Raw genomic sequence first — 19,743 nt, 5'->3', positions numbered from 1 at the left:
TTTGTTTTTTTAAGGAATTTACTTTTTATAAATCATGGCGGTTTTATGCATCATTTTTAATATTTACGGCAGGTCTTGTTCTTTCAATATTACAAATGAAGCCTCCGGCTGACTCATACTGGTATCATTCGGTCATTATTACCTCTGACATACCGTCAAGAATAGAGGATCAGATTTCTGAAATATGGAATGTTTTTATTCCAATACCCAGGATAGAGCTGAACTTTTGGGAGACTAATGTGTTAAGTTACTTGCCGGTACAAAGAGAACTGAGATATGTTCTAAGACTGTTTGCAGCGTTAGGTTTGTTATTGTTTACACTTTGCATAGTGTTCAGAAGGAAAATCCCCGCGTTTTACTATATGGTAGCAATAACTGGCATTACGGCCTTTGGTTATGTTTTCTATGAGGGATCGCTTCGGCACAGAGGGCACTATTATTTTGCCTCTGTAGCGGCTCTTTGGATTAGCAGTTACTATCCTTTAGTGGAATTCTCAAAACCTTCATACAATGCGTTTTTCAGCTTTTTTGAGAGGAATAAAGACCGCTTTTTGACTCTGATATTTTCAGCAGCGGTACTTGGCGCTCTGATAGCCAATACTCTTGGTTACATATATCCTTTCTCGGAGGCTAAAGACGCAGCAGCGTTTATCAGGCAAAACAATTGGCAAAATATGCCGGTTTCTGGCCATTGGGATTTTGCGGCAAGCGGCGTGTCAGGATATCTTGACAGACCGTTTTATTATCCTGTGGCTGACAGAACAGGCACTTTCACCGTGTGGAAATCAAAAACAAATGTCAACGAAAATGCACTGAGAGCCACTTTAATGTATAAAAATACCGTTAAAACCGATGTGTTACTTGTGTTTAATAAACCGGTAAGTTTCCAGGAAATCAGACGATACCGACTGATTCCAATTAAATATTTTACACAGAGCATTGTGATGAGCGAAAAGTTTTATCTCTATTTGATGAGGTATGAACCCCTATGATCTCTAATCAAAAAAGTATGGCTGTCCCTGATAACGATTTAAAATTTGTCTATATGTTTACCCTTGCTTTCTTTATTTTAACCCTCTTTAATATTTTTCACCATGAGATGTGGCGGGATGAGCTTGAGGCATGGGTGATGGCCAGGGACGCAGGCTCTTTGCACGAGCTTTTTAAAAATATACGCTATCAGGGACATCCCATGCTATGGCACTTAATCCTATTTCCAATAACTAAAATAACGAGAAATCCGGTTGCTATGCAGATGGCTCATATTGTTATTGCCACAGCCTCTGCATTTATATTTCTAAGATTTGCTCCTTTTAACAAGCTACTACGAGGGCTATTCATTTTCGGCTACTTTCCTTTTTTTGAATATGCTGTTATCAGCAGAGACTATGCTCTTGGGATTTTATTTCTTTTTCTTTTTATTGTATATTTCTTGAAAGATTCGAAACACAGAAATTATATATTACTTTCTGCTGTTTTATTTCTAATGTGCCAATGTAACGCAATGTCAATGGTCTTGGCAATAGCCCTTGCTATTACTGCTTATTTTGAACCCATTCTTTTAAAGAATTTCACCCTTTATAAATCATGGCAGTTTTACACATCAATTTTAATTTTTGCTGCAGGCCTTGCTGTTTCGATAATTCTGACAAAACCTCCCTCTGATTCCTACTGGTATCATCCTGTCATCTTTGCTTCTAACATACCAGAAAAAATAGCAGACCAGATTTCAGAGATATGGAATGTCTTTGTGCCTGTGCCACGATTTGAAATGGTTTTTTGGCTTACGAATTTTCTGAGTTATTTGCCTGTGGAAAAAGAGATGCGATATATGATAAGACTGATTATCTCGTTGGGTTTGCTTTTGTTTACATTTTGTATTGTTTTCAGGAGAAAAATCCCTGCTCTTTTTTACATTAGCAGTGTCTTAGGGGTTACTTCATTTTGTTATATTTTCTTTGAGGGTTCATTACGCCACAAGGGGCATTACTATTTTGCTTTTGTTGCGGCTGTGTGGATTTCAAAATACTACCAGGCAGAAGAATTTATAAATCCTTTTTTAAATAATTTTTTTATTTTTTTTGAGAGAAACAGAGATCGATTGTTAACTCTGATCTTTTCAGCAGGAGTAATTGCTGCATTAACAGCAAATACCCTTGATTACATATACCAATTTTCAGAAAGCAGGGAAACTGCAAACTATATAAAGCAAAACAATTGGCAAAACATGCCGGTTTCAGGTTTCTGGGATTTTGCAGCAACAGGTGTTATGGCATATCTTGACAGACCTTTTTACTCCCCGGTAACGGATAGAACAGGTACCTTTACCGTGTGGAAAGCACAACACAGAACTGAGTCAGTAGATGTGCTAAAGGCCACTGAGAAATATATGAATTCAGTGAAGTCTGATGTTTTACTTGTATTTAACAGTCCTGTAAAAAATTATGAAATTCAACAATATGGATTGATTCCGCTTAAGCAGTTTACAAAAAGTGTGGTAAAGAGCGAAAAGTTTTATCTCTATGTGATGAGGTACTATGAAAACCCGGCACCCAAAATAAATAACTCGACAAACTAAAGAATTATTGACCTTTTACAGAGTAATTTTATTATAATTATTGTCGCCACTAAAGCCGCAGGTGACAGGGTAGTGAGTTTTAAGGAGGTTTAGTTGAAGATATCTATAGTAATACCTATATATAACGAGAAAAACACAATAGAAGAGATAATAAGACGTGTTGGAAATGCCCCCATTGGAAATAATGAAAGAGAAATAATCATAGTTGATGATTACTCAATGGACGGTTCAAGGGAATATTTAAAACAGGCTGAAAATAAATCAGGCGCAACCGGCTCTTTGAAGGTAATATATCACAATCGGAATTTAGGAAAAGGAGCCGCTCTTCGCACAGGGTTTGCTGCCTCAACCGGAGATGTGATAATAATTCAGGATGCCGACATGGAATATGACCCCAATGAGTACCAGAAACTTCTTAGCCCTATAGAGCAGGGTGTTGCTGACGTTGTTTATGGCTCAAGGTTTTTGGGAGGCCCGCACAGGGTGCTCTACTACTGGCACTATATAGGTAACAGGGCTCTTACCACACTTTCAAATATGCTTACAAACATTAACCTGACTGACATGGAAACCTGCTATAAGGTATTTAACAGAGAAGTCCTTGTCGGCATAAATCTTGTCGAAAACCGTTTTGGGTTTGAACCTGAATTTACCGCAAAGATTGCTAAAAAGAACCTCAAAATATATGAAGTCCCTATATCGTACTACGGACGAACCTATGCAGAGGGCAAAAAAATCAACTGGAAAGACGGCATCAAGGCTATATATTGTATAATCTGGTACAACCTCTTCGGTTAATTGAAAAAGCCTGTAATAGTAGAAAGTTTATTAAAAAACGCTGCCCCATGGCGTATAGTGCTGTTTTCGTTTTTTTTACGCCTTGGCTTTTTATTGCTTGTTTGTTTGAAGGCGGAGTCATTAAATGTTTTTACCCGCTCCGATACCCCCCCTTACCTGACACTGGCGAGAGAATTGCTCTCCAGTGGGTCATTTACTAACGGCCTCACCCCTGAGGTCTTTAGAACTCCGGCTTATCCGGTTTTTCTTATCCCCGGGCTTATCTCCGGCCATGTGGAAATTGTCACAGCACTAATCCAAATTGTGTTGAGTTCATTGACAGTTTATCTTGTTTTTAAGACAGCTCTTATAATCTTTGAAGATGAAACTGCAGCCAGGGCTGCCTCCATTTTATATGCTTTTGAGCAGCTATCCATTGTTTATTCATTGATTTTGCTTACGGAAACTCTGTTTACTTTTACTTTGATGTGGTTTCTTTTTTATGTTGTAAAACTTCTGAAAACTCCATCTGTGCGTTATGCCGTTGCCGCTGGCATCTTTGTTGCGGTGTGTTCGTACATAAGGCCTGTGTCGCTCTATCTTTCCACTGCCACGGTTATATTTTTGGGAATATATTTATTATTTTTAAAAAACCGACAGGAAAGGAAACGCTTATTTATAAATACAATACTGCTTCTCCTAATTTCACTTTCACTTACTGGCCTGTGGCAGTTGAGAAATTTTAAAGAAACCGGCTATAGCCAGTTTTCGTCAGTCTCTGACTTTAATCTCTATTTCTACCACAGGGTGTCAATAATGTCAAAAAACGAAAAACTCCCATTCTATCAGGTACAGTATGCTGAGGAAAAAAAATTCCAACATATAGTTAAAGAGCTTGGGTTTATTGGCAGCCTTGCCTATATGCACAAAGAGGCACTCAACGTCATAGAGGAAAACGCTGCTATATTTGCAGTTACTTACATAAAAGGTATAGCAGCAGTGCTACTTTCCCCCGGTGCTACTGAATACGCACAACTGCTAAGCTATAAGGGAAAAACGGATATTTTTGACGGCACGCTGGATTCCTCTTTCCTACAGGTTTTCAAAGAAGCTCTGCTTCAAGCGCCTCTTCTGTTTACTCTTAATGTGTTATTTGGCCTGTTGCTGGTTTTATATTATTTGCTTATGGCTATGGCTGCAATAAATATTAAAAAAACCGACCCTGCCAACCTCTTTATGTTTTTAATATTAGCGTACTTTTTGTTGCTCTCAGGCGGAGTAACAGGCTACGGCAGGTTCAGGCATCCCGTGATGCCGGTTGTTTCCATTTTAGGAGGCTATGGGGTTGCTTTAATTTTAGCAAAAGTAACCCGTATTAAAATATCGAAGCCATTGAAATAATCAGATGTTTTATGTTAAAAAACAGTTAGAAAATAACATGGGGGGTCTTTATAATGGCTAAGGAAAATCCGCTTATTGAACTAAAAAGAGCCGGACAGAGTTTTTGGTACGATAACATAAGCAGGGAGTTTATAAGCTCTGGAAAGTTGAAAGAAATGATAGATAATGACGGTCTTTTAGGAATCACGTCGAATCCGAGCATCTTTTATAAATCCATAAAGAACGGCAAAGAGTATGACAAGCATATGGCGGAACTTTTCAAAATGCCCGGGGTTACTCCTAAGGATGTATTTTATGGCCTTGAGATTAAAGACATCGTTGATGCCGCATCTGTGCTGTATCCGGTGTATGAGGCAAGCAAAGGGTTGGATGGTTACGTAAGCATAGAGGTTGACCCAAATTACGCCAGCAACACACAGACCACAATCTCTGAGGCGCTGGATTTGTTTAAACGCATTAACAAACCAAACATAATGATAAAGGTGCCGGCTACAAAAGAGGGAGTTGAAGCGGTAAGAGAGCTTACGGCACAAGGGGTAAATGTAAATGTTACCCTGCTTTTTTCGGTCAAGCGATACGAGGATGCTGCTATAGCCTACATCGAGGGACTTGAGGAGTCTGTAAAAAGGGGGGGCAGCATAGTGAACACGGCATCGGTTGCAAGTTTTTTCATAAGCAGAATAGACACCGCTATTGATAAAATATTTGACGCACGCATTAATGCTACCACCAACCCTGACGAAAAACAGTGGATAGAATCCCTTAAGGGAAAAGCAGCGGTTGCTTATGCCAAAAGCGCCTATCAGTCAATGGTGGCCTTGTTTTCGACGGAGAGGTTTTTAGCGCTAAAACCACGCGGTGCCCGTATTCAAAGACTCCTTTGGGCAAGCACAAGCACAAAAAACCCGGCTTACAGCGACTGTCTCTATGTTGATTCACTAATAGGCCCTCAGACCGTAAACACTATGCCTCATGAAACTGTGATTGCCTTTAAAGACCATGGCAAAGTGCAAAGAACTGTTGATAAGGAACTCGATGAGGCCTCGGCAGTTCTTGACGATATGAGCGATTTAAATATCAACCTCGATGTTGTTACCAATGCGCTTGAAGAGGACGGAGTGCGCCTGTTTGTCGAGGCCTTTAATTCCATCCTTGAGCTCATAGAGGATAAGAAATCTGTCTTGTAGATTGTTTTGAAGCTATGAGAAGAGGCTAAGATGTTGTCTTTAACGGAAATTGCTTATTTGACATTTAACCTCAGATAATTTACAATTACCACATGGGTGGCGAATTAAAGATTCTGGTGTTAATTCATGACCAGCGAGGCCTTGATTTTGCCAAGGGAACTCTTAACTATATGGGCTATCCTCAGGTCTCTGGCGTAACAAAACCACTAAGTGTTTTTAATATTCTGAAACAAGAACCTTACGAAATACTCATGGCTGATTATTTCACTGTCAGCACGTATGAAGAGAACTTTTTCAAAGAGCTAAGGGAACGCTACAACATAAGAGTCATTCTGCTTATAGACTCTGAAATGGAGGCCTCCGACCTCAAAAGAATGTACAAAGAGGGGGTCAGTGCTGTTTTACAGTACCCGTATCAGATTGAAGATGTAAAAAAAGCGTTAGATGATGCAATCAGAAGTGTCCCCATGGCGATAACCAAGACTGTCAGAAAAATTCGTGACCTCGATTTTTTTTCCTTTCTCACCGACGAGGAGCTAATGACTCTTTTAAGAATTTCAAAATGCAGAAAATATGCCGAGGGTGATTTAATTTTTGACGAAGGGCAGCCCGGTGACAGGTTTTACGTAATAGTGGATGGTGTTGTAAGCATTTCAAAGAAAATCGGTAAAAAACGTGAAGAGACCCTTGCAAGGCTTAAAAGGGGAAGCTGCTTTGGAGAGATGGCCATTTTGGACGGCCAGCCGCGCTCTGCCAAAGCTAAGGCTTTTGACGATGTGATTTTACTGGAATTTGACAAACGCATCATGGGTGGCTACGACGACATTATAACACTGAAGCTGTTTAAGAAACTTGCCCATGTCTTTAGCAGAAGACTCCGTGGGGCAACGGCTAAAATCAAAGAGATGGTTCTTACCTCTCATGCTAAAGACGGTTTATCCAGCACTCCCGTCCTGTGATGCGTTTAATTCTATTGTAAAGACGGCTCCGTCCCCTCTGTTTGAAGCAGTTAGCTTACCGCCCATATTTCTTTCTATTATTGTCTTAGACATGTACATGCCTATGCCAGTACCCTTTTTGTCTTCTTTTGTTGTGAAGTAAGCGTCAAACACTTTACAACACGCCTCAGGTGAGATGCCGCCCCCGTTGTCGCTTATTTCCACGATAACCCTGTCCTCTGTGCGCCAACCGGTTATATCTATCCTGCCCCTTGTGCGGACGTTTGTAGTAGCACGATTTCCTTCTATCGCATCACGGGCGTTATTGATTATATTAAAAATCACCTGCTTAAACTCGTTAGCAAATCCCTCGGCCTCCATTATGTCGTCTTCATTAAAATTCAGATTCACTGTTATTCCAACGGTGCTTAGCATAGCTCCAAAAAGCAGGAGAGTATCATTGATTGACTGGACGAGATTGAAAAGTTCTTTTTTCTTAGATGGCTTCAGAAAATTCCTGAAAGCTTCAATTGCTTTTGACATAAAATCTATCTGATTCACAGAGTCATCCACTGACTTATTCATATAGTCAGAGTCAAGTTTGCCATCTGCAAAGGCATCCTGAAGATCATACATTATGAGGGATATAACATTAAGCGGCTGTCTCCACTGGTGAGCAATTGCACCTATCATCTCACCCATTGCAGCCATCTTAGACTGCTGCACTAAAAGCAGTTCCTGCTCTGAGCGTTTTCGTATTTCCTCATTTACACGCTCCTCAAGTGTCCTGTTTAACTGCAGAATATCCATTTCATATTGCTTTTCGTTTGTTATATCAATCATATCTAAAAGGCCGCAAAACCCTCCCCTGTATTCCACCGTATCCGTAAGCAGTTTTATCCATTTAGTCTTTCCGTCTTTTGATATTAATTCCATCTCGGTATATTCAAGCGGCATCTTCACGCCTTTGAGCCGCCAAAACATCTGTTCCTTTATCCCCTGCTTCCACCTCTGTCCCATAACATCCCACAAGCACATATTTAACAGCTCTGAGGGCTTGTATCCGGTTATGCTTTGCATTGCAGGATTGACATACAAAAATTTCTCCCTGTGTAGTGCAACTCCAAAAGCTGATCCCTCAGAAAGTTTTTTAAATAAATCATGGCTTTCCTTAAACGCTCTGTCTGTCCATACTGCCTTTGCACACAGGATTAATTTCTCAAGGAGTTTTTCAGCGTTGATTGGTTTTATCACGTACTGATTCACACCAAGCTCTATAGACTCAATAAGCATGTCTGTGTCACTAAAAGCAGTAGTGATTATTATCTGAGTCTTAGGATTATGCTTTTTTATCTCCCTTGCCATGGCAAGACCGTTCATCTTCGGCATACGTATGTCTGTTATCACAATGTCAGGCCGGTATGCGACATAAATATCCAATCCTTCTTTACCGTTTGACGCCAAATAAAGATTGCGGCAAAGTCTCATCAACGATTCTCCCACGTTGAGCCTTACAGCCGCCTCATCCTCCACATACAGGACGCATAGTTCATCTAATATCCCGCTATTGTTAAACATTGCTCCTTACGCGCTTTCCATTGAATATCTAATTGCATTTACGTCACAAACTGATACTATCCCCTCTGTGAGAATATCATCTACCGCCTGTAGTGCTCTTTCTATTTTATCCTCCATTTCAACGATAATCAGAAGCACAGGCAGTCCTTCAGCCAGCGAAAAAAACCTGTGCTTGTGTACCTCCTTGTGGCTACCGTATCCGGTAATGCCCTTAAAAACTGTTATCCCTGTAATTTCCTCCATGGCAAACCTTTTTAAGAGTGCATCGGCCATAGGCTCTCCATGCCACTTATCATTTTCATTTATCATAATCTGAAGCATTTTTGCATCATATTGGGTCCTTCTGCGTTTGACCTCCGGCATTTTAGCGGCAATGGCACGCTTTTCCCATTTGACTATCTCAGTGTCGCTGATTTCAATCAGTCCTTTGTCAACAATGAGGTATATATCAGGCAGCACAGTGTTTATAGCCTCCTGCGTATCAATTGCTTCTATTTTTAAGGGTAGATTTTCAGAGAGTTCAAGTATTTTTGACGAATGCACCACCGCTCCTCTGCCAAAACCTGCGGTGCCTTTAAAAAGAGTGACGCCGCTTATTCCTTTCTTTAAAAAAAGCTCTATCACTGTCTCATATACGGGTTTATCTCCGTATTTCTCATTTTCATCCACGTAGATAGTTAGTTTTTTAGCCGGTCCTTTTATAATCATCTCACTCCTTATATAAATTTAGCAAGGGTTTCACCCGATTTCAGGGCAATAAATCCGACCACCACACTTAATGTCACATTTAAAGTGGCGTAAAGAAACTCTCCGCCCTTTAGTAACTGCTCGGTTTCATACTCAAAGGTGGAAAATGTGGTATATGCTCCAAGAAATCCCACCACAAGAAATAACCGCCAATGTGGATTAAACATATACCTTTCTGTAAGAATTGACATTAGAAACGCTATAAGGAAACATCCGCTTACGTTTATGAAAAGTGTTCCCCATGGAAAGCTAATCCCCCAGCGCTTTCCAAACCACCCACCTATGGCATAACGGGCAACGGCCCCAAGAAACCCGCCCATGCCTACTATTAAATAAGTTTTGTACACATTATCTGTCATAAATTGCTATAATATTTTAGCATTTTAATTAGAATAAAGGGGGATAAAACTTAGTGAAAGTTTCTTTAAAAGACAGAGAGGGGCTGCTGGATCTTGCATATCTGCTTGCTGCGATAACAGTGTTTTATAACTTGGCAGAGGGGCTGGTCTCTGTTTATTTTGGGTTAGATGATGACACAATGTCACTTTTTGGTTTTGGGCTGGATTCCTTTGCCGAGGTAGTATCAGGCATAGGTATCTGGCACATGGTAATACGGATGAAAGGCGATAACAGCACAAATAAAATAGCACAGGATGCCTTTGAAAAGACGGCCTTAAAGATCACAGGCTGGGCTTTTTACGTTTTAGCAGCCGGACTTGCCGTTACCTCTGTTTATAACTTTATAACCGGTAAGAAACCTGTGACCACAATAGTTGGAATAGTCGTTGCAGTTGTTTCAATTGTTGCAATGCTCTTGCTTATTCGTTACAAGACTAAAGCTGGCAATGCCCTTGGTTCTGAGGCAATACTATCAGATGCCGCCTGCTCACGCGTGTGCATATATCTTTCAATAGTGCTCCTTTTGGCAAGTGTGGGCTATGAGATTACTAAAATAGCCGGACTGGATAGTATCGGAGCCATAGCCATAGCCGTTTTTTCAGTTAGAGAGGGTAAGGAGGCGTTTGAAAAGGCTAAAAACAAGGGAGTTTGCAAGTGCTCATCCTACGGCTGCAGTTAACTACAAATTAGAAATTCATAATTTATTCACAATCTACCTTTATAATAAACACCATAGTCTGTGATAAAATAGACATTCACTAATTGAGTGAAATTAAAAAAAGGGAGGTTACACACATTATGAACAGAGTAAAAAAAGCAACTACAACGGTTTTGGCAATTGTTGTCACACTTGTTTTTTTATCAACAGGTGCTATGGCAGATTTAAGAACTTACAAACAGACGTCAAACGCCGGACCGTATGCTGTCACTTTAAAGCTTGACAAGAAGAACCCTGTGGTTGGCGACAATATAGCCACCATAGAGATTAAGGATGCCGATGGAAAATACGTTTTAGATGCCAAGGTTGTATTGGAATACTCAATGCCAGCTATGCCTGGAATGCCAGCGATGAACTACAAAGCTAATGCTAAACAAAACGCCGAGGAGTTCATTGCAACAATGAATTTACCTATGGCAGGGGCCTGGAACGTAGCGGTAAAAGTAACCAGAAACAACAAAACAGAGTCGGCAAAGTACAATGTGGATGCTAAATAAAACAGCAATTGCAGGGATTATACTGTTTTTTTTAGCTACCCCTTCGTTTTCAGCAGAGCTTGACCTCAATGCTCTTGTCTCAGAGGCGCTCTCTGAAAACCACGAAGTGCTTATGGCTAATGAAAAGGTCTTCACTGCGGAGTTCAAAATCCCGCAGTCTGGGGCTCTCCCTGACCCCATGTTCACGTTTGGTTATCAAAACGAATCATGGAACAGATACACGCTTGGGGAGATGCAGGGCTCTCAGTGGATGTTTTCTCTGTCTCAGACTTTTCCTTTTCCTGGCAAACTTGCTCTCAAAGAGGAAGTGCAGACAAAGGAAAGCCAATCTGTTAAAGAATCTGCTAACGGCGTTAAATTCCGAACTGTTGCCCGAATAAAGGAGCTCTACTACAGTCTCCTGTATTCAACCCTGTTTGTTGAAACAATTGAAAAGCGTATGGCTCTTTTTTCAAGGGTTGAGGATGCCGCCCTTGCCCGATATTCCTCAGGGGTAGGCTCTCAACAGGATGTTCTCATGGCTCAGACTGAAAAGTACATGAGTCTTGAAAAAGAGATAATGGAAAAGCAGCGTATCCAGTCGCTTGAGGGAATGCTTAACGTGACTTTGGGCAGGGAGGTTAATTCACCACTGGGAAAACCTGTCAGAAAACCCGTGTCGTCCTATAATTACACCCTTGAGGAGCTGATAAAGATTGCGTACGATAACTCCCCGGAAATTAAGGCAAGACAAATTATGCTGGATGCCGCTAAAACTAAAATAGCTCTGGCTAAAAAGGACTACTACCCCGATGTGACCGTTAATGCAGCGGTTGCTAAGAGAACCCCGCCGTTTGAGGATATGTGGTCTCTTACGGCAACTGTCAACCTGCCGATTTTCTACAAGAAAAAACAGGATATGGCCGTTATGCAGGCACGCTCCGAGGCAGAAAACACATCGCATGAGGTTGACGCATATAAGTACATGGTTGCATCCGGGCTTAGAGAGTTTCTTTCAATGGTTAAATCCTCCGAGTCCCTCATTGACCTGTACCAAAACGTGCTTATACCTAAGACATACCAGGAGTTTGAACTTTTTTTAAGCAGCTACATTTCGGGTAAAAGCGATGCTCTTTCTGTCATAACAAGGTTAAAGTCACTTCTTGACTACGAAATCCTCTGTGACAAACAATATACAGACAGAGAAAAAGCCATTGCTCAAATAGAGTCCCTTGTGGCGGCTAATAGTCTTCCCTCTGATGCGGCAAAAGTGGAGCAAATAAAATGAAAAAAAATCTTATTCTTTCAATTTTTCTTATTCTTGAGTTATTTCTGCCTATAACCCTTAGTGCGGCAGACAACCAAACAGCGGCAGATACCGATGAGTCAACAATAGAGATTACTGACTCTCAGCGGCAGCTTATAGGCGTAAAAGTGGTGGAGGCCAAAAAGAAACAATTTACAAAAACCATAAGAACCGTCGGCACGATGGAGTATGACCAACAGAGGCTTGCCACGGTTAATACCAAAACCGAGGGCTGGATAGAGAAGCTCTACGTGGATTACACCGGACGGTATGTCAAAAAAGGTGAGCCAATGGCGGAAATCTACAGCCCCGAACTTGTAGCCACTCAACAAGAGTTTTTAAACCTTTTGAGATGGGCCAAAAACACACATGGCTCAAATAACACCACTAATTCCACACAATCTTCATACTCAGATATGCTTGCCAAAGACACTGACTCAATAGTGGCGGCTGCCAAAATGAGGCTTAAGTTTTGGGATATAACAGATGCCCAGATTAAAAAACTTCAGGAAAAGGGACAGGTCACTAAAACAGTAACAATCTTTAGTCCGGTTAGCGGCTTTGTTACAGAGAAGCGGGTTGTGCAGGGAATGAAGGTGATGCCCGGTGAGAAATTCTTTGATGTTGCAGACCTTTCCACCCTGTGGCTTATTGCGGATATTTACGAAAATGAACTCCCGTTCATTAAAGCCGGTCAAACTGCTGATATAACGATGAGTTCATTTCCCGGCAAGGTGATAAAGTCTAAACTTGACTACATTTACCCTGGCATATCGGCAGATACGCGGACGGCTAAGGTGCGGTTTGTTATAAAAAATCCGGATGGGCTTCTTAAGCCTCAAATGTACGCTGGTGTTGAGCTTGCGATAAATCTGGGAGAGCGTTTGTCGGTGCCGGAGGATGCCGTCCTTGATACCGGTAAGCGGCAGGTGGTATTTGTGGATAAGGGAGAGGGTAACTACGCCCCCCGCATTGTTAAAGTTGGAATCAAGGCTGATGCAATGGTGGAAATCACTGCGGGACTGAAGCTCGGTGACCGTGTTGCCTCCGGGGCCGCATTCCTTATTGACTCTGAGGCTCAACTGAAAGGTGTTGGGAAGTGACCCAAACCCGCTTCGGAATGAAATGATTGCAAAGATAATTGATTTCAGCGGACGCAACAAGTTTGTCATCTTCCTGCTCGTAACATTTTTGATTATATGGGGCGTGTGGGCGCTTGAGCGTACTCCTTTGGATGCAATCCCCGACTTAAGCGACACACAGGTGATCATTTACACAGACTGGAGCGGCAGAAGCCCAGACCTTGTAGAGGATCAGGTCACATACCCGATAACATCCACTCTGCTTGCCGCCCCAAAGGTTACAGCCGTGCGCGGATACTCTTTTTTGGGAAGCTCCTTTATATATGTGATATTTGAAGAGGGTACGGATATTTACTGGGCACGGAGCCGCGTACTTGAGTACCTGCAAACTGTAAGGAGCAAGCTGCCGCAGGATGTTAATCCAATTTTAGGCCCTGACGCTACAAGTCTTGGCTGGGGATTTTCTTACGCTTTAGTTGATGGCTCAGGTAAACACAATCTTGCCGAACTTCGCTCCATGCAAGACTATAACATTAAACTTGCCATAGAAAGTGTGCCCGGAGTGTCTCAGGTGGCAAGTGTTGGTGGTTTTGTTAAGCAGTATCAGGTAAGCATTGACCCTAACCGGCTATTGGCCTATAACCTTCCGCTAAATAAAGTTATGGAGGCAATAAGGAAAAGTAACAGGGACGTTGAGGGACGTGTAGTGGAGTACTCCGGGGCTGAGTACATGGTAAGAGGACGCGGTTATATTAAAAACGTAAAAGATATTGAAGACATTCCGGTAGGTACAAATGGAAACGGCACTCCGGTTTATGTCAGAGATATAGGGTCGGTGAGGCTGGGCCCGGAGATTCGCCGCGGTTTGGCAGAACTAGACGGTAAAGGGGAAACTGCCGCAGGCATCGTAGTGGTGCGTTTTGGTGAAAACGTCTTAAACGTTATAGAGCGGGTTAAAGAAAAAATCAAAAATGATATTGCACCAAGTTTGCCTGAAGGGGTTAAACTTGTTGTCACCTATGACCGCTCTGAGCTCATTAACAGGGCTATTGATACGCTTAAGGATGAAATCATAAAGCTATCCATAGCTGTGAGCGTTGTCTGCATAGTGTTTCTGTTTCATTTGCCAAGCGCACTTGTTGTGATTCTAACACTGCCTGTAGCCATAATAATGTCTTTCATTGCTATGTATTATATTGGTGTTACGTCAAACATAATGAGTCTAAGCGGAATAGCTATAGCCATAGGTGCAATGGTGGATGCCTCCATTATAATGGTGGAAAACGCCCACAAAAAGCTTGATGAGTGGGAATCGCATGGCTCAGAGGGAAGCAGATTTGAAGTCGTATTAGAAGCAGCCAAAGAGGTAGGCCCGTCGCTTTTTTTCTCTTTACTTGTAATAACTGTGGGATTCTTACCGGTCTTTACTTTACAAGATCAAGCTGGCAGATTATTTAAACCCCTTGCATACACTAAAACGTTTGCGATGCTGTTTTCCTCGTTTTTAGCGGTAACGCTTACTCCTGTTCTTATGACATTACTCATCAGAGGTAAGATTCGCCCTGAGGAGAAAAATCCACTTAACTCGCTGCTTCATAAGATATATGAGCCGGTAGCAGGGTTTTCACTAAAACACAGAAAATCAGTCATCGTAGCGGCAGTTATTTTAATGGTACTAACCATCTATCCATATAAAAAACTGGGAACTCAGTTTATGCCGCCACTGTATGAAGGGACATTGTTTTACATGCCGGTAACAGTGCCGGGGTTGTCAATTTCAGAATCAGCCAAACTCATTAAACTTCAGGACAGGATAATAAAGTCAATCCCAGAGGTGGCGCAGGTGTTTGGCAAGGCCGGGCGAGCTGAGACCGCAACCGATCCTGCGCCGGTTGAGATGTTTGAAACAGTGGTTAACCTTAAACCGGAATCACAGTGGCGAAAAGGAATGACAGTAGAGGGGATAAAAAACGAAATGAATTCGGCGCTTTCAATTCCCGGCGTGTCAAACTCCTTTACGATGCCAATTAAGGCGCGGATTGATATGCTGGCCACGGGGATTCGAACGACAGTGGGAATTAAAGTGCTGGGGCCAAAGCTTGAGCAAATTGAACAAATCGGACTCGACCTCGAAAAGGCAATAAAGGATCTCCCAGGCACACGGAGCGTGTACGCCGAGAGGGTAATGACTGGTTATTTTCTGGACTTTAAAGTTAAACGAGAGGCTGCCGCCAGATACGGCTTAACGGTAGAGGACGTGGAGGAGGTAATTCAAACTGCCATAGGCGGCATGAATGTAACAACCACGGTTGAGGGAAGGGAGCGGTATCCGGTCAATGTGCGGTATTTTAGAGACCTTCGCCAGAGCATTGATGACCTTGGGCGGGTGTTTGTTCCCGTCATGATGCCGCAAAAAAGAAATCTCTCATCGCAAGGAATGGGAGGCACTACCGTTACAGAATCTGCCGGACTCTTAAGGGTTCCTATGAGTGAGCTTGCTGATATTGAAATCGTTAAAGGGCCAACCAATATTAAAAGTGAGGAGGGACTTCTTGTTTCCTACGTCTATATAGATTACTCAGGTTCTGACGTTGGCGGATACGTGGAAAAGGCCAAAGAAAAAGCAAAAGCTGTGAAGATACCGTCCGGATATCGTCTGAAGTGGAGTGGCGAGTATGAATATCTTGTAAAAACTTTCGAACGGCTGAAGACAGTGATTCCACTAACTGTGTTTATCATATTTGTTTTGATTTACTTTAATACACAATCAGTGGTAAAAACATTTATAGTGCTCTTAGCGGTGCCGTTTTCTCTTGTTGGCTCGTTTTGGCTGCTGTATCTTTTGAATATCAACATGAGCATAGCAGTGTGGGTTGGGATGATAGCCCTTGCCGGGCTTGACGCCGAAACCGGAGTTGTAATGCTTCTGTACCTTGACCTTGCCCACGATAAGTGGGAAAAAGAGGGCAGGCTTAATACGGCTGAAGACCTGAGAGAGTGTATAATGTACGGAGCGGTTAAACGCATCCGCCCAAAAATTATGACAGTAAGTGTTATTCTTGCCGGGCTTATACCTGTACTATTTAGCACAGGTGCTGGCTCTGATGTAATGAAAACAATCGCTGCCCCTATGGTCGGAGGAGTCGTCACTTCAACTATTCTTGAATTAATAATTTATCCGGCTATATACTCTATCTGGAAAAGTTAATTTTGACAGGAGTGTCACCCCATTGCGCTAAAAATTACAGTACATAACCTTGCCGGTTTGTGACATGTCGTAGCCGCCCATTTTTGTGGTGATTTCTCTGAATTGCGCATCATTTCTGATTATATCAAGCAACTCTTCAACCATGGGTAGTTTATATGACTCTTTTTTCATCAGAAAATCGTACCTTTCCTGCGTAACTGGTATAAAATCAAGATTAAGCGCAACAGCTGCCGACAATATCCCCATTCCGGTATCGGCTACCCCTGAGGCTACTGCCGATGCTACTGCCATGTGAGTATATTCAATGCGGTCATAGCCTTTTAACATATCTGCTGAAATTCCAGCCTCTATGAGACACTTATCGGTTAAGAGCCGTGTGCCTGTGCCTGCCTGCCGGTTTATAAATGTAATGTCAGGGCGCTTAAGGTCGCTGATTGCTGTTATCCCCTTTGGATTGCCCCGCTTTACTATAAGCCCCTGTTCTCTGTGAACAAGGTTAATTAAAATCACATCCTCTCCGGCAAGAAATCTCTCTATAAACGGCACATTGTAGGTTGCCGATGCTTCATCCAGAAGATGAGTCCCCGCAATGTGAGCCTCACCTCGCTTTATCGCCATTATGCCACCCATTGAGCCAACATGTGCCGATGATAACGAATAGCCCGTGCTGCGTTTCCTTAGCAGATTAAACAAAACATCCAGTGTGTTGTCATGAGAGCCGATACAAACTATCGTGTCCATTATCTCAGAGACTGTTGTAATCAACTCGATATCAACCTTTGTGCCTGCCCCAACTCCCTCACTCATTGCCGGTATTCTTAGAATGCCATCCGCCCGAACTAAAGACATCAACGACCCGGCTCCACGGCTTAGCGGGGTCGCTATAAACTCCTCCGACACCATACCGACCTTTACACGGACAAATTCCTCCTGCCCAATGGTGGAGCTGATGTTACGTGAGTTAACAGCCGTTATAGAGTCAACCGCATTTTCTGAAGCTCCAAGCCACGTAAGAATCATCGGTTTTACGAACAGATTAAACGTTATATAAGTGCTGACCGGAAAGCCGGGAATCCCTATGACCGGTTTGCCATTGGCAAAACCTAATAGAAGTGGTCTGCCGGGCTTTATATTAACCCCATGCACTATGACCTCACCTAGTTCGGCTAATGCTAATTTCGTGAAATCCCGTTTACCGGCAGATGAGCCTGCTATGACAAGCACAATGTCGGTCTCCTCAACTCCTTTCAGAATTGCGGCTTTAAGCTCTGATAGGTTATCCCGCACTATGTCATATCGCACACCGAGAGCGCCAAGCTCCTCTGTCATCGCCTTTATCATAACCGAATTGGAATCCACCACCTGTCCATGCGCAGGGATAACATCCGGGGGCACAAGTTCGTTACCGGTAGGGATTATGGCTACGACTGGTTTCTTTCGCACAGGAACCTCTGTGTAACCCCCCGCAAGCAGCGCTCCAACATCCATTGGCCGTATCCGGTGGTTTTCAGGCAGTATTAGCTCCGTTGCCACAATGTCCTCACCTGTCACTCTTACATTTTTATAAGGCGTTACAGGAGCGATTATCTCGATAAAGTCCTCATTGTCATTAGTTACCATGTTTATGTCCTCAATCATGATAACAGCGTTAAATGTCTCTGGAATCGGCTCTCCGGTGTTTATATAGACTGCCGCATCGGGTACTTTTAATAGTAAGGGATTAGTTTCTTTGGCGCCAAATGTTTCCTCAAATCTTACCGCATAGCCATCCATTGCTGAGGAGTGAAAAGAGGGGGACGAACATTTAGCTGGAAGCGCCTCCGCAGTAATAGCACCACAGGCAATAGTTGTACTTATGAGTTCTGAACCCAGAGGGTGGTCAAGCCCTTTTTCTTTAATAGCTTTTGACCATTTATTTTGAGCCTCATCAAGCGCAATACTGTCAATATAGATGCTTCTTTTCATAACCAGCTCCCATGTCTTTTTCTTAATATACTAACTCTTTCAGGGATTTGTCCAATTCAGTCTGAACCAGGACAGCTTATCTATATAGCATATTCTTATATATACCGAATTTGAAAAGGATTATTGTCCACATATAGGTAAAGGACAGAAGTAACAAACTAATGCAGGTTACTCAAATATATCGTTAACGTTAACTTGAAGTCCTTCTATGACTTTAGATGTAACAACACCCTCAAATGCGGCCACGGAATGTAACTTATACTTATCGCTTTCAATGGTTAATATCTCAATCGTTTGAGGTTCCGGCATAACAATCCAGTACTCCGGTACTCTGTATTTCTCATAGATAGCCTTCTTTACCGCAGTATCCATTTCATAACTGCCTGGAGATATTATCTCACAAACCATATCCGGTACGCCTCTTATCCAATCCTTGGCAATACTCAGGTTTTCTTTTCTGATAAAAAGAATGTCGGGCTGTAGCCTGTTTACACCCTCATCAAAGATTACATCAAGCGGATATATATGTACCTCTCCTAACATATTCTTTTTAACGTATTGACCTATAGTAAGATGTAATTTACTGACAATTCGTTGGTGTTTAAAAAATGGACTAGGCCCCATGATTTCCTCTCCGTTGATGATTTCAGTTAAATCTAAATTTCTTTCCATAGTCCCTGTAATCATAGTTGAATATTGCATAAACCCAACGGTTTTGTCAATTACAGCCCTAATCCCCTGAATCACCGACAAAAAAAGTAAAAGACCTCGTTGGCACCCGTGGATACGGGATGTTAGAATAAGTTACCAGACAAAAAACTAACACCAACGAGGTGAACGTATTATGGCACAAGGGACACTGAAATATGAATATGAGAGAGAGGCAAGTAAATCAGGGATGACATCATTAGGAGGGTTACCGTTGTATATGGGAGGAGATTGCGTAAGTGATATAGAGAAATTAGAGGGAGACGAGGGTCTTTGCCGGATAATGAGAAAAGCCTTGAAACAAGACTTAAGTCGAAAGGAGAGAAGAGAAATAGATAAGAGATTTCGTAAAGAACGCAAAAGGACGACACCGTCGGAATCAGTGATATTTCGCTATTTATCGAAATTTCATGATAAGGGACAGGAGAAAGTGAGAGAGGCAAAGCAAGCCTTTATACCGGAGGCCACAGAAAATCTGAAGGCACTGATGCGAATAAATGCGGGCTTGATCAAATTTGACGCATTGAAACCATGTGAAGAGACAGCCACGAGAGAAGCCCTTATACTCACAACTGATCTCTAAAATTCTTAAAATTCCTAAAATTGACATTACGATTTATTTTGATGGTGGATTCGGGGGCAATTTGTATAATTGACAATCCACTGTATGTAGAT

At 42.2% G+C, this 19,743-nt stretch carries 17 protein-coding genes; 12 read left to right on the top strand and 5 right to left on the bottom strand.

Annotation, left to right across the window (positions count from 1 at the left end):
• The 6 genes from HQK88_10095 to HQK88_10070 all read left to right on the top strand — a co-directional run.
• Window positions 1–992, top strand: a 992-nt coding sequence (locus HQK88_10095; GenBank protein ID MBF0617148.1) for a hypothetical protein, incomplete at its 5' end; no start/stop codon positions are given.
• Window positions 989–2,578: a hypothetical protein gene (locus HQK88_10090; protein ID MBF0617147.1), complete on the top strand. Its 1,590-nt coding sequence runs from the start codon at window positions 989–991 to the stop codon at window positions 2,576–2,578. The genes HQK88_10095 and HQK88_10090, both read left to right, overlap by 4 nt.
• A 93-nt stretch (window positions 2,579–2,671) precedes the next feature.
• The gene (locus HQK88_10085; protein ID MBF0617146.1) at window positions 2,672–3,376 is read left to right on the top strand and encodes a glycosyltransferase family 2 protein; all 705 of its coding nucleotides are present in this window, start codon (window positions 2,672–2,674) and stop codon (window positions 3,374–3,376) included.
• The gene (locus HQK88_10080) at window positions 3,377–4,756 is read left to right on the top strand and encodes a glycosyltransferase family 39 protein (GenBank protein ID MBF0617145.1); all 1,380 of its coding nucleotides are present in this window, start codon (window positions 3,377–3,379) and stop codon (window positions 4,754–4,756) included.
• A gap of 53 nt (window positions 4,757–4,809) precedes the next feature.
• Window positions 4,810–5,943 (top strand): transaldolase, encoded by a 1,134-nt coding sequence (gene tal / locus HQK88_10075; GenBank protein ID MBF0617144.1) that lies wholly within the window; start codon window positions 4,810–4,812, stop codon window positions 5,941–5,943.
• A 92-nt stretch (window positions 5,944–6,035) separates the two neighbouring features.
• A complete protein-coding gene (locus tag HQK88_10070; protein ID MBF0617143.1) occupies window positions 6,036–6,902 on the top strand; it encodes a cyclic nucleotide-binding domain-containing protein in 867 nt (288 codons plus the stop codon).
• Here HQK88_10070 and HQK88_10065 read toward each other — a convergent pair.
• Genes HQK88_10065 through crcB form a run of 3 tightly spaced genes read right to left on the bottom strand, consistent with a single transcriptional unit; the run spans window position 6,879 to window position 9,565 of the window.
• A complete protein-coding gene (locus HQK88_10065; GenBank protein MBF0617142.1) occupies window positions 6,879–8,459 on the bottom strand; it encodes a response regulator in 1,581 nt (526 codons plus the stop codon). The genes HQK88_10070 and HQK88_10065 overlap by 24 nt on opposite strands.
• 6 nt (window positions 8,460–8,465) lie before the next feature.
• Entirely contained in the window at window positions 8,466–9,167 is a 702-nt protein-coding gene (locus tag HQK88_10060) for a DUF190 domain-containing protein (protein MBF0617141.1), read from the bottom strand.
• 8 nt (window positions 9,168–9,175) lie between these two features.
• Window positions 9,176–9,565: a fluoride efflux transporter CrcB gene (crcB, locus tag HQK88_10055; protein ID MBF0617140.1), complete on the bottom strand. Its 390-nt coding sequence runs from the start codon at window positions 9,563–9,565 to the stop codon at window positions 9,176–9,178.
• A 53-nt stretch (window positions 9,566–9,618) separates the two neighbouring features.
• On the opposite strand from crcB, the gene HQK88_10050 reads away from it, so the two are divergent.
• The 5 genes from HQK88_10050 to HQK88_10030 all read left to right on the top strand — a co-directional run bounded on the left by HQK88_10050 (window position 9,619) and on the right by HQK88_10030 (window position 16,395).
• A complete protein-coding gene (locus HQK88_10050; GenBank protein MBF0617139.1) occupies window positions 9,619–10,284 on the top strand; it encodes a cation transporter in 666 nt (221 codons plus the stop codon).
• Between the two features lie 119 nt (window positions 10,285–10,403).
• On the top strand, window positions 10,404–10,820 hold the full coding sequence (locus HQK88_10045) for a FixH family protein (GenBank protein ID MBF0617138.1): 417 nt from the start codon (window positions 10,404–10,406) through the stop codon (window positions 10,818–10,820).
• Window positions 10,810–12,087 carry a TolC family protein gene (locus HQK88_10040; protein ID MBF0617137.1) on the top strand — a complete coding sequence of 426 codons (1,278 nt, stop codon included), beginning with the start codon at window positions 10,810–10,812 and terminating at the stop codon, window positions 12,085–12,087. The genes HQK88_10045 and HQK88_10040 overlap by 11 nt, the downstream gene beginning before the upstream one ends.
• Window positions 12,084–13,208 carry an efflux RND transporter periplasmic adaptor subunit gene (locus HQK88_10035; protein ID MBF0617136.1) on the top strand — a complete coding sequence of 375 codons (1,125 nt, stop codon included), beginning with the start codon at window positions 12,084–12,086 and terminating at the stop codon, window positions 13,206–13,208. The genes HQK88_10040 and HQK88_10035 overlap by 4 nt, the downstream gene beginning before the upstream one ends.
• A gap of 22 nt (window positions 13,209–13,230) precedes the next feature.
• The gene (locus HQK88_10030; GenBank protein ID MBF0617135.1) at window positions 13,231–16,395 is read left to right on the top strand and encodes an efflux RND transporter permease subunit; all 3,165 of its coding nucleotides are present in this window, start codon (window positions 13,231–13,233) and stop codon (window positions 16,393–16,395) included.
• 27 nt (window positions 16,396–16,422) lie between these two features.
• On the opposite strand, the gene HQK88_10025 is transcribed toward HQK88_10030, so the two are convergent.
• Both HQK88_10025 and HQK88_10020 read right to left on the bottom strand, forming a co-directional pair.
• Window positions 16,423–18,360, bottom strand: a complete 1,938-nt coding sequence (locus HQK88_10025; GenBank protein ID MBF0617134.1) for a molybdopterin biosynthesis protein — start codon at window positions 18,358–18,360, stop codon at window positions 16,423–16,425.
• 168 nt (window positions 18,361–18,528) lie between these two features.
• Complete coding sequence (locus HQK88_10020; GenBank protein ID MBF0617133.1) at window positions 18,529–19,113, bottom strand: Uma2 family endonuclease; 585 nt, start codon at window positions 19,111–19,113, stop codon at window positions 18,529–18,531.
• 91 nt (window positions 19,114–19,204) lie between these two features.
• On the opposite strand from HQK88_10020, the gene HQK88_10015 reads away from it, so the two are divergent.
• A complete protein-coding gene (locus tag HQK88_10015; GenBank protein ID MBF0617132.1) occupies window positions 19,205–19,651 on the top strand; it encodes a hypothetical protein in 447 nt (148 codons plus the stop codon).
• Window positions 19,652–19,743: the final 92 nt, after the last annotated feature.

It is taken from the genome of Nitrospirota bacterium, from assembly GCA_015233895.1.
Lineage (GTDB): Bacteria > Nitrospirota > Thermodesulfovibrionia > Thermodesulfovibrionales > Magnetobacteriaceae > Magnetomonas.
This window is presented reverse-complemented; position numbering and strand designations above follow the sequence as displayed.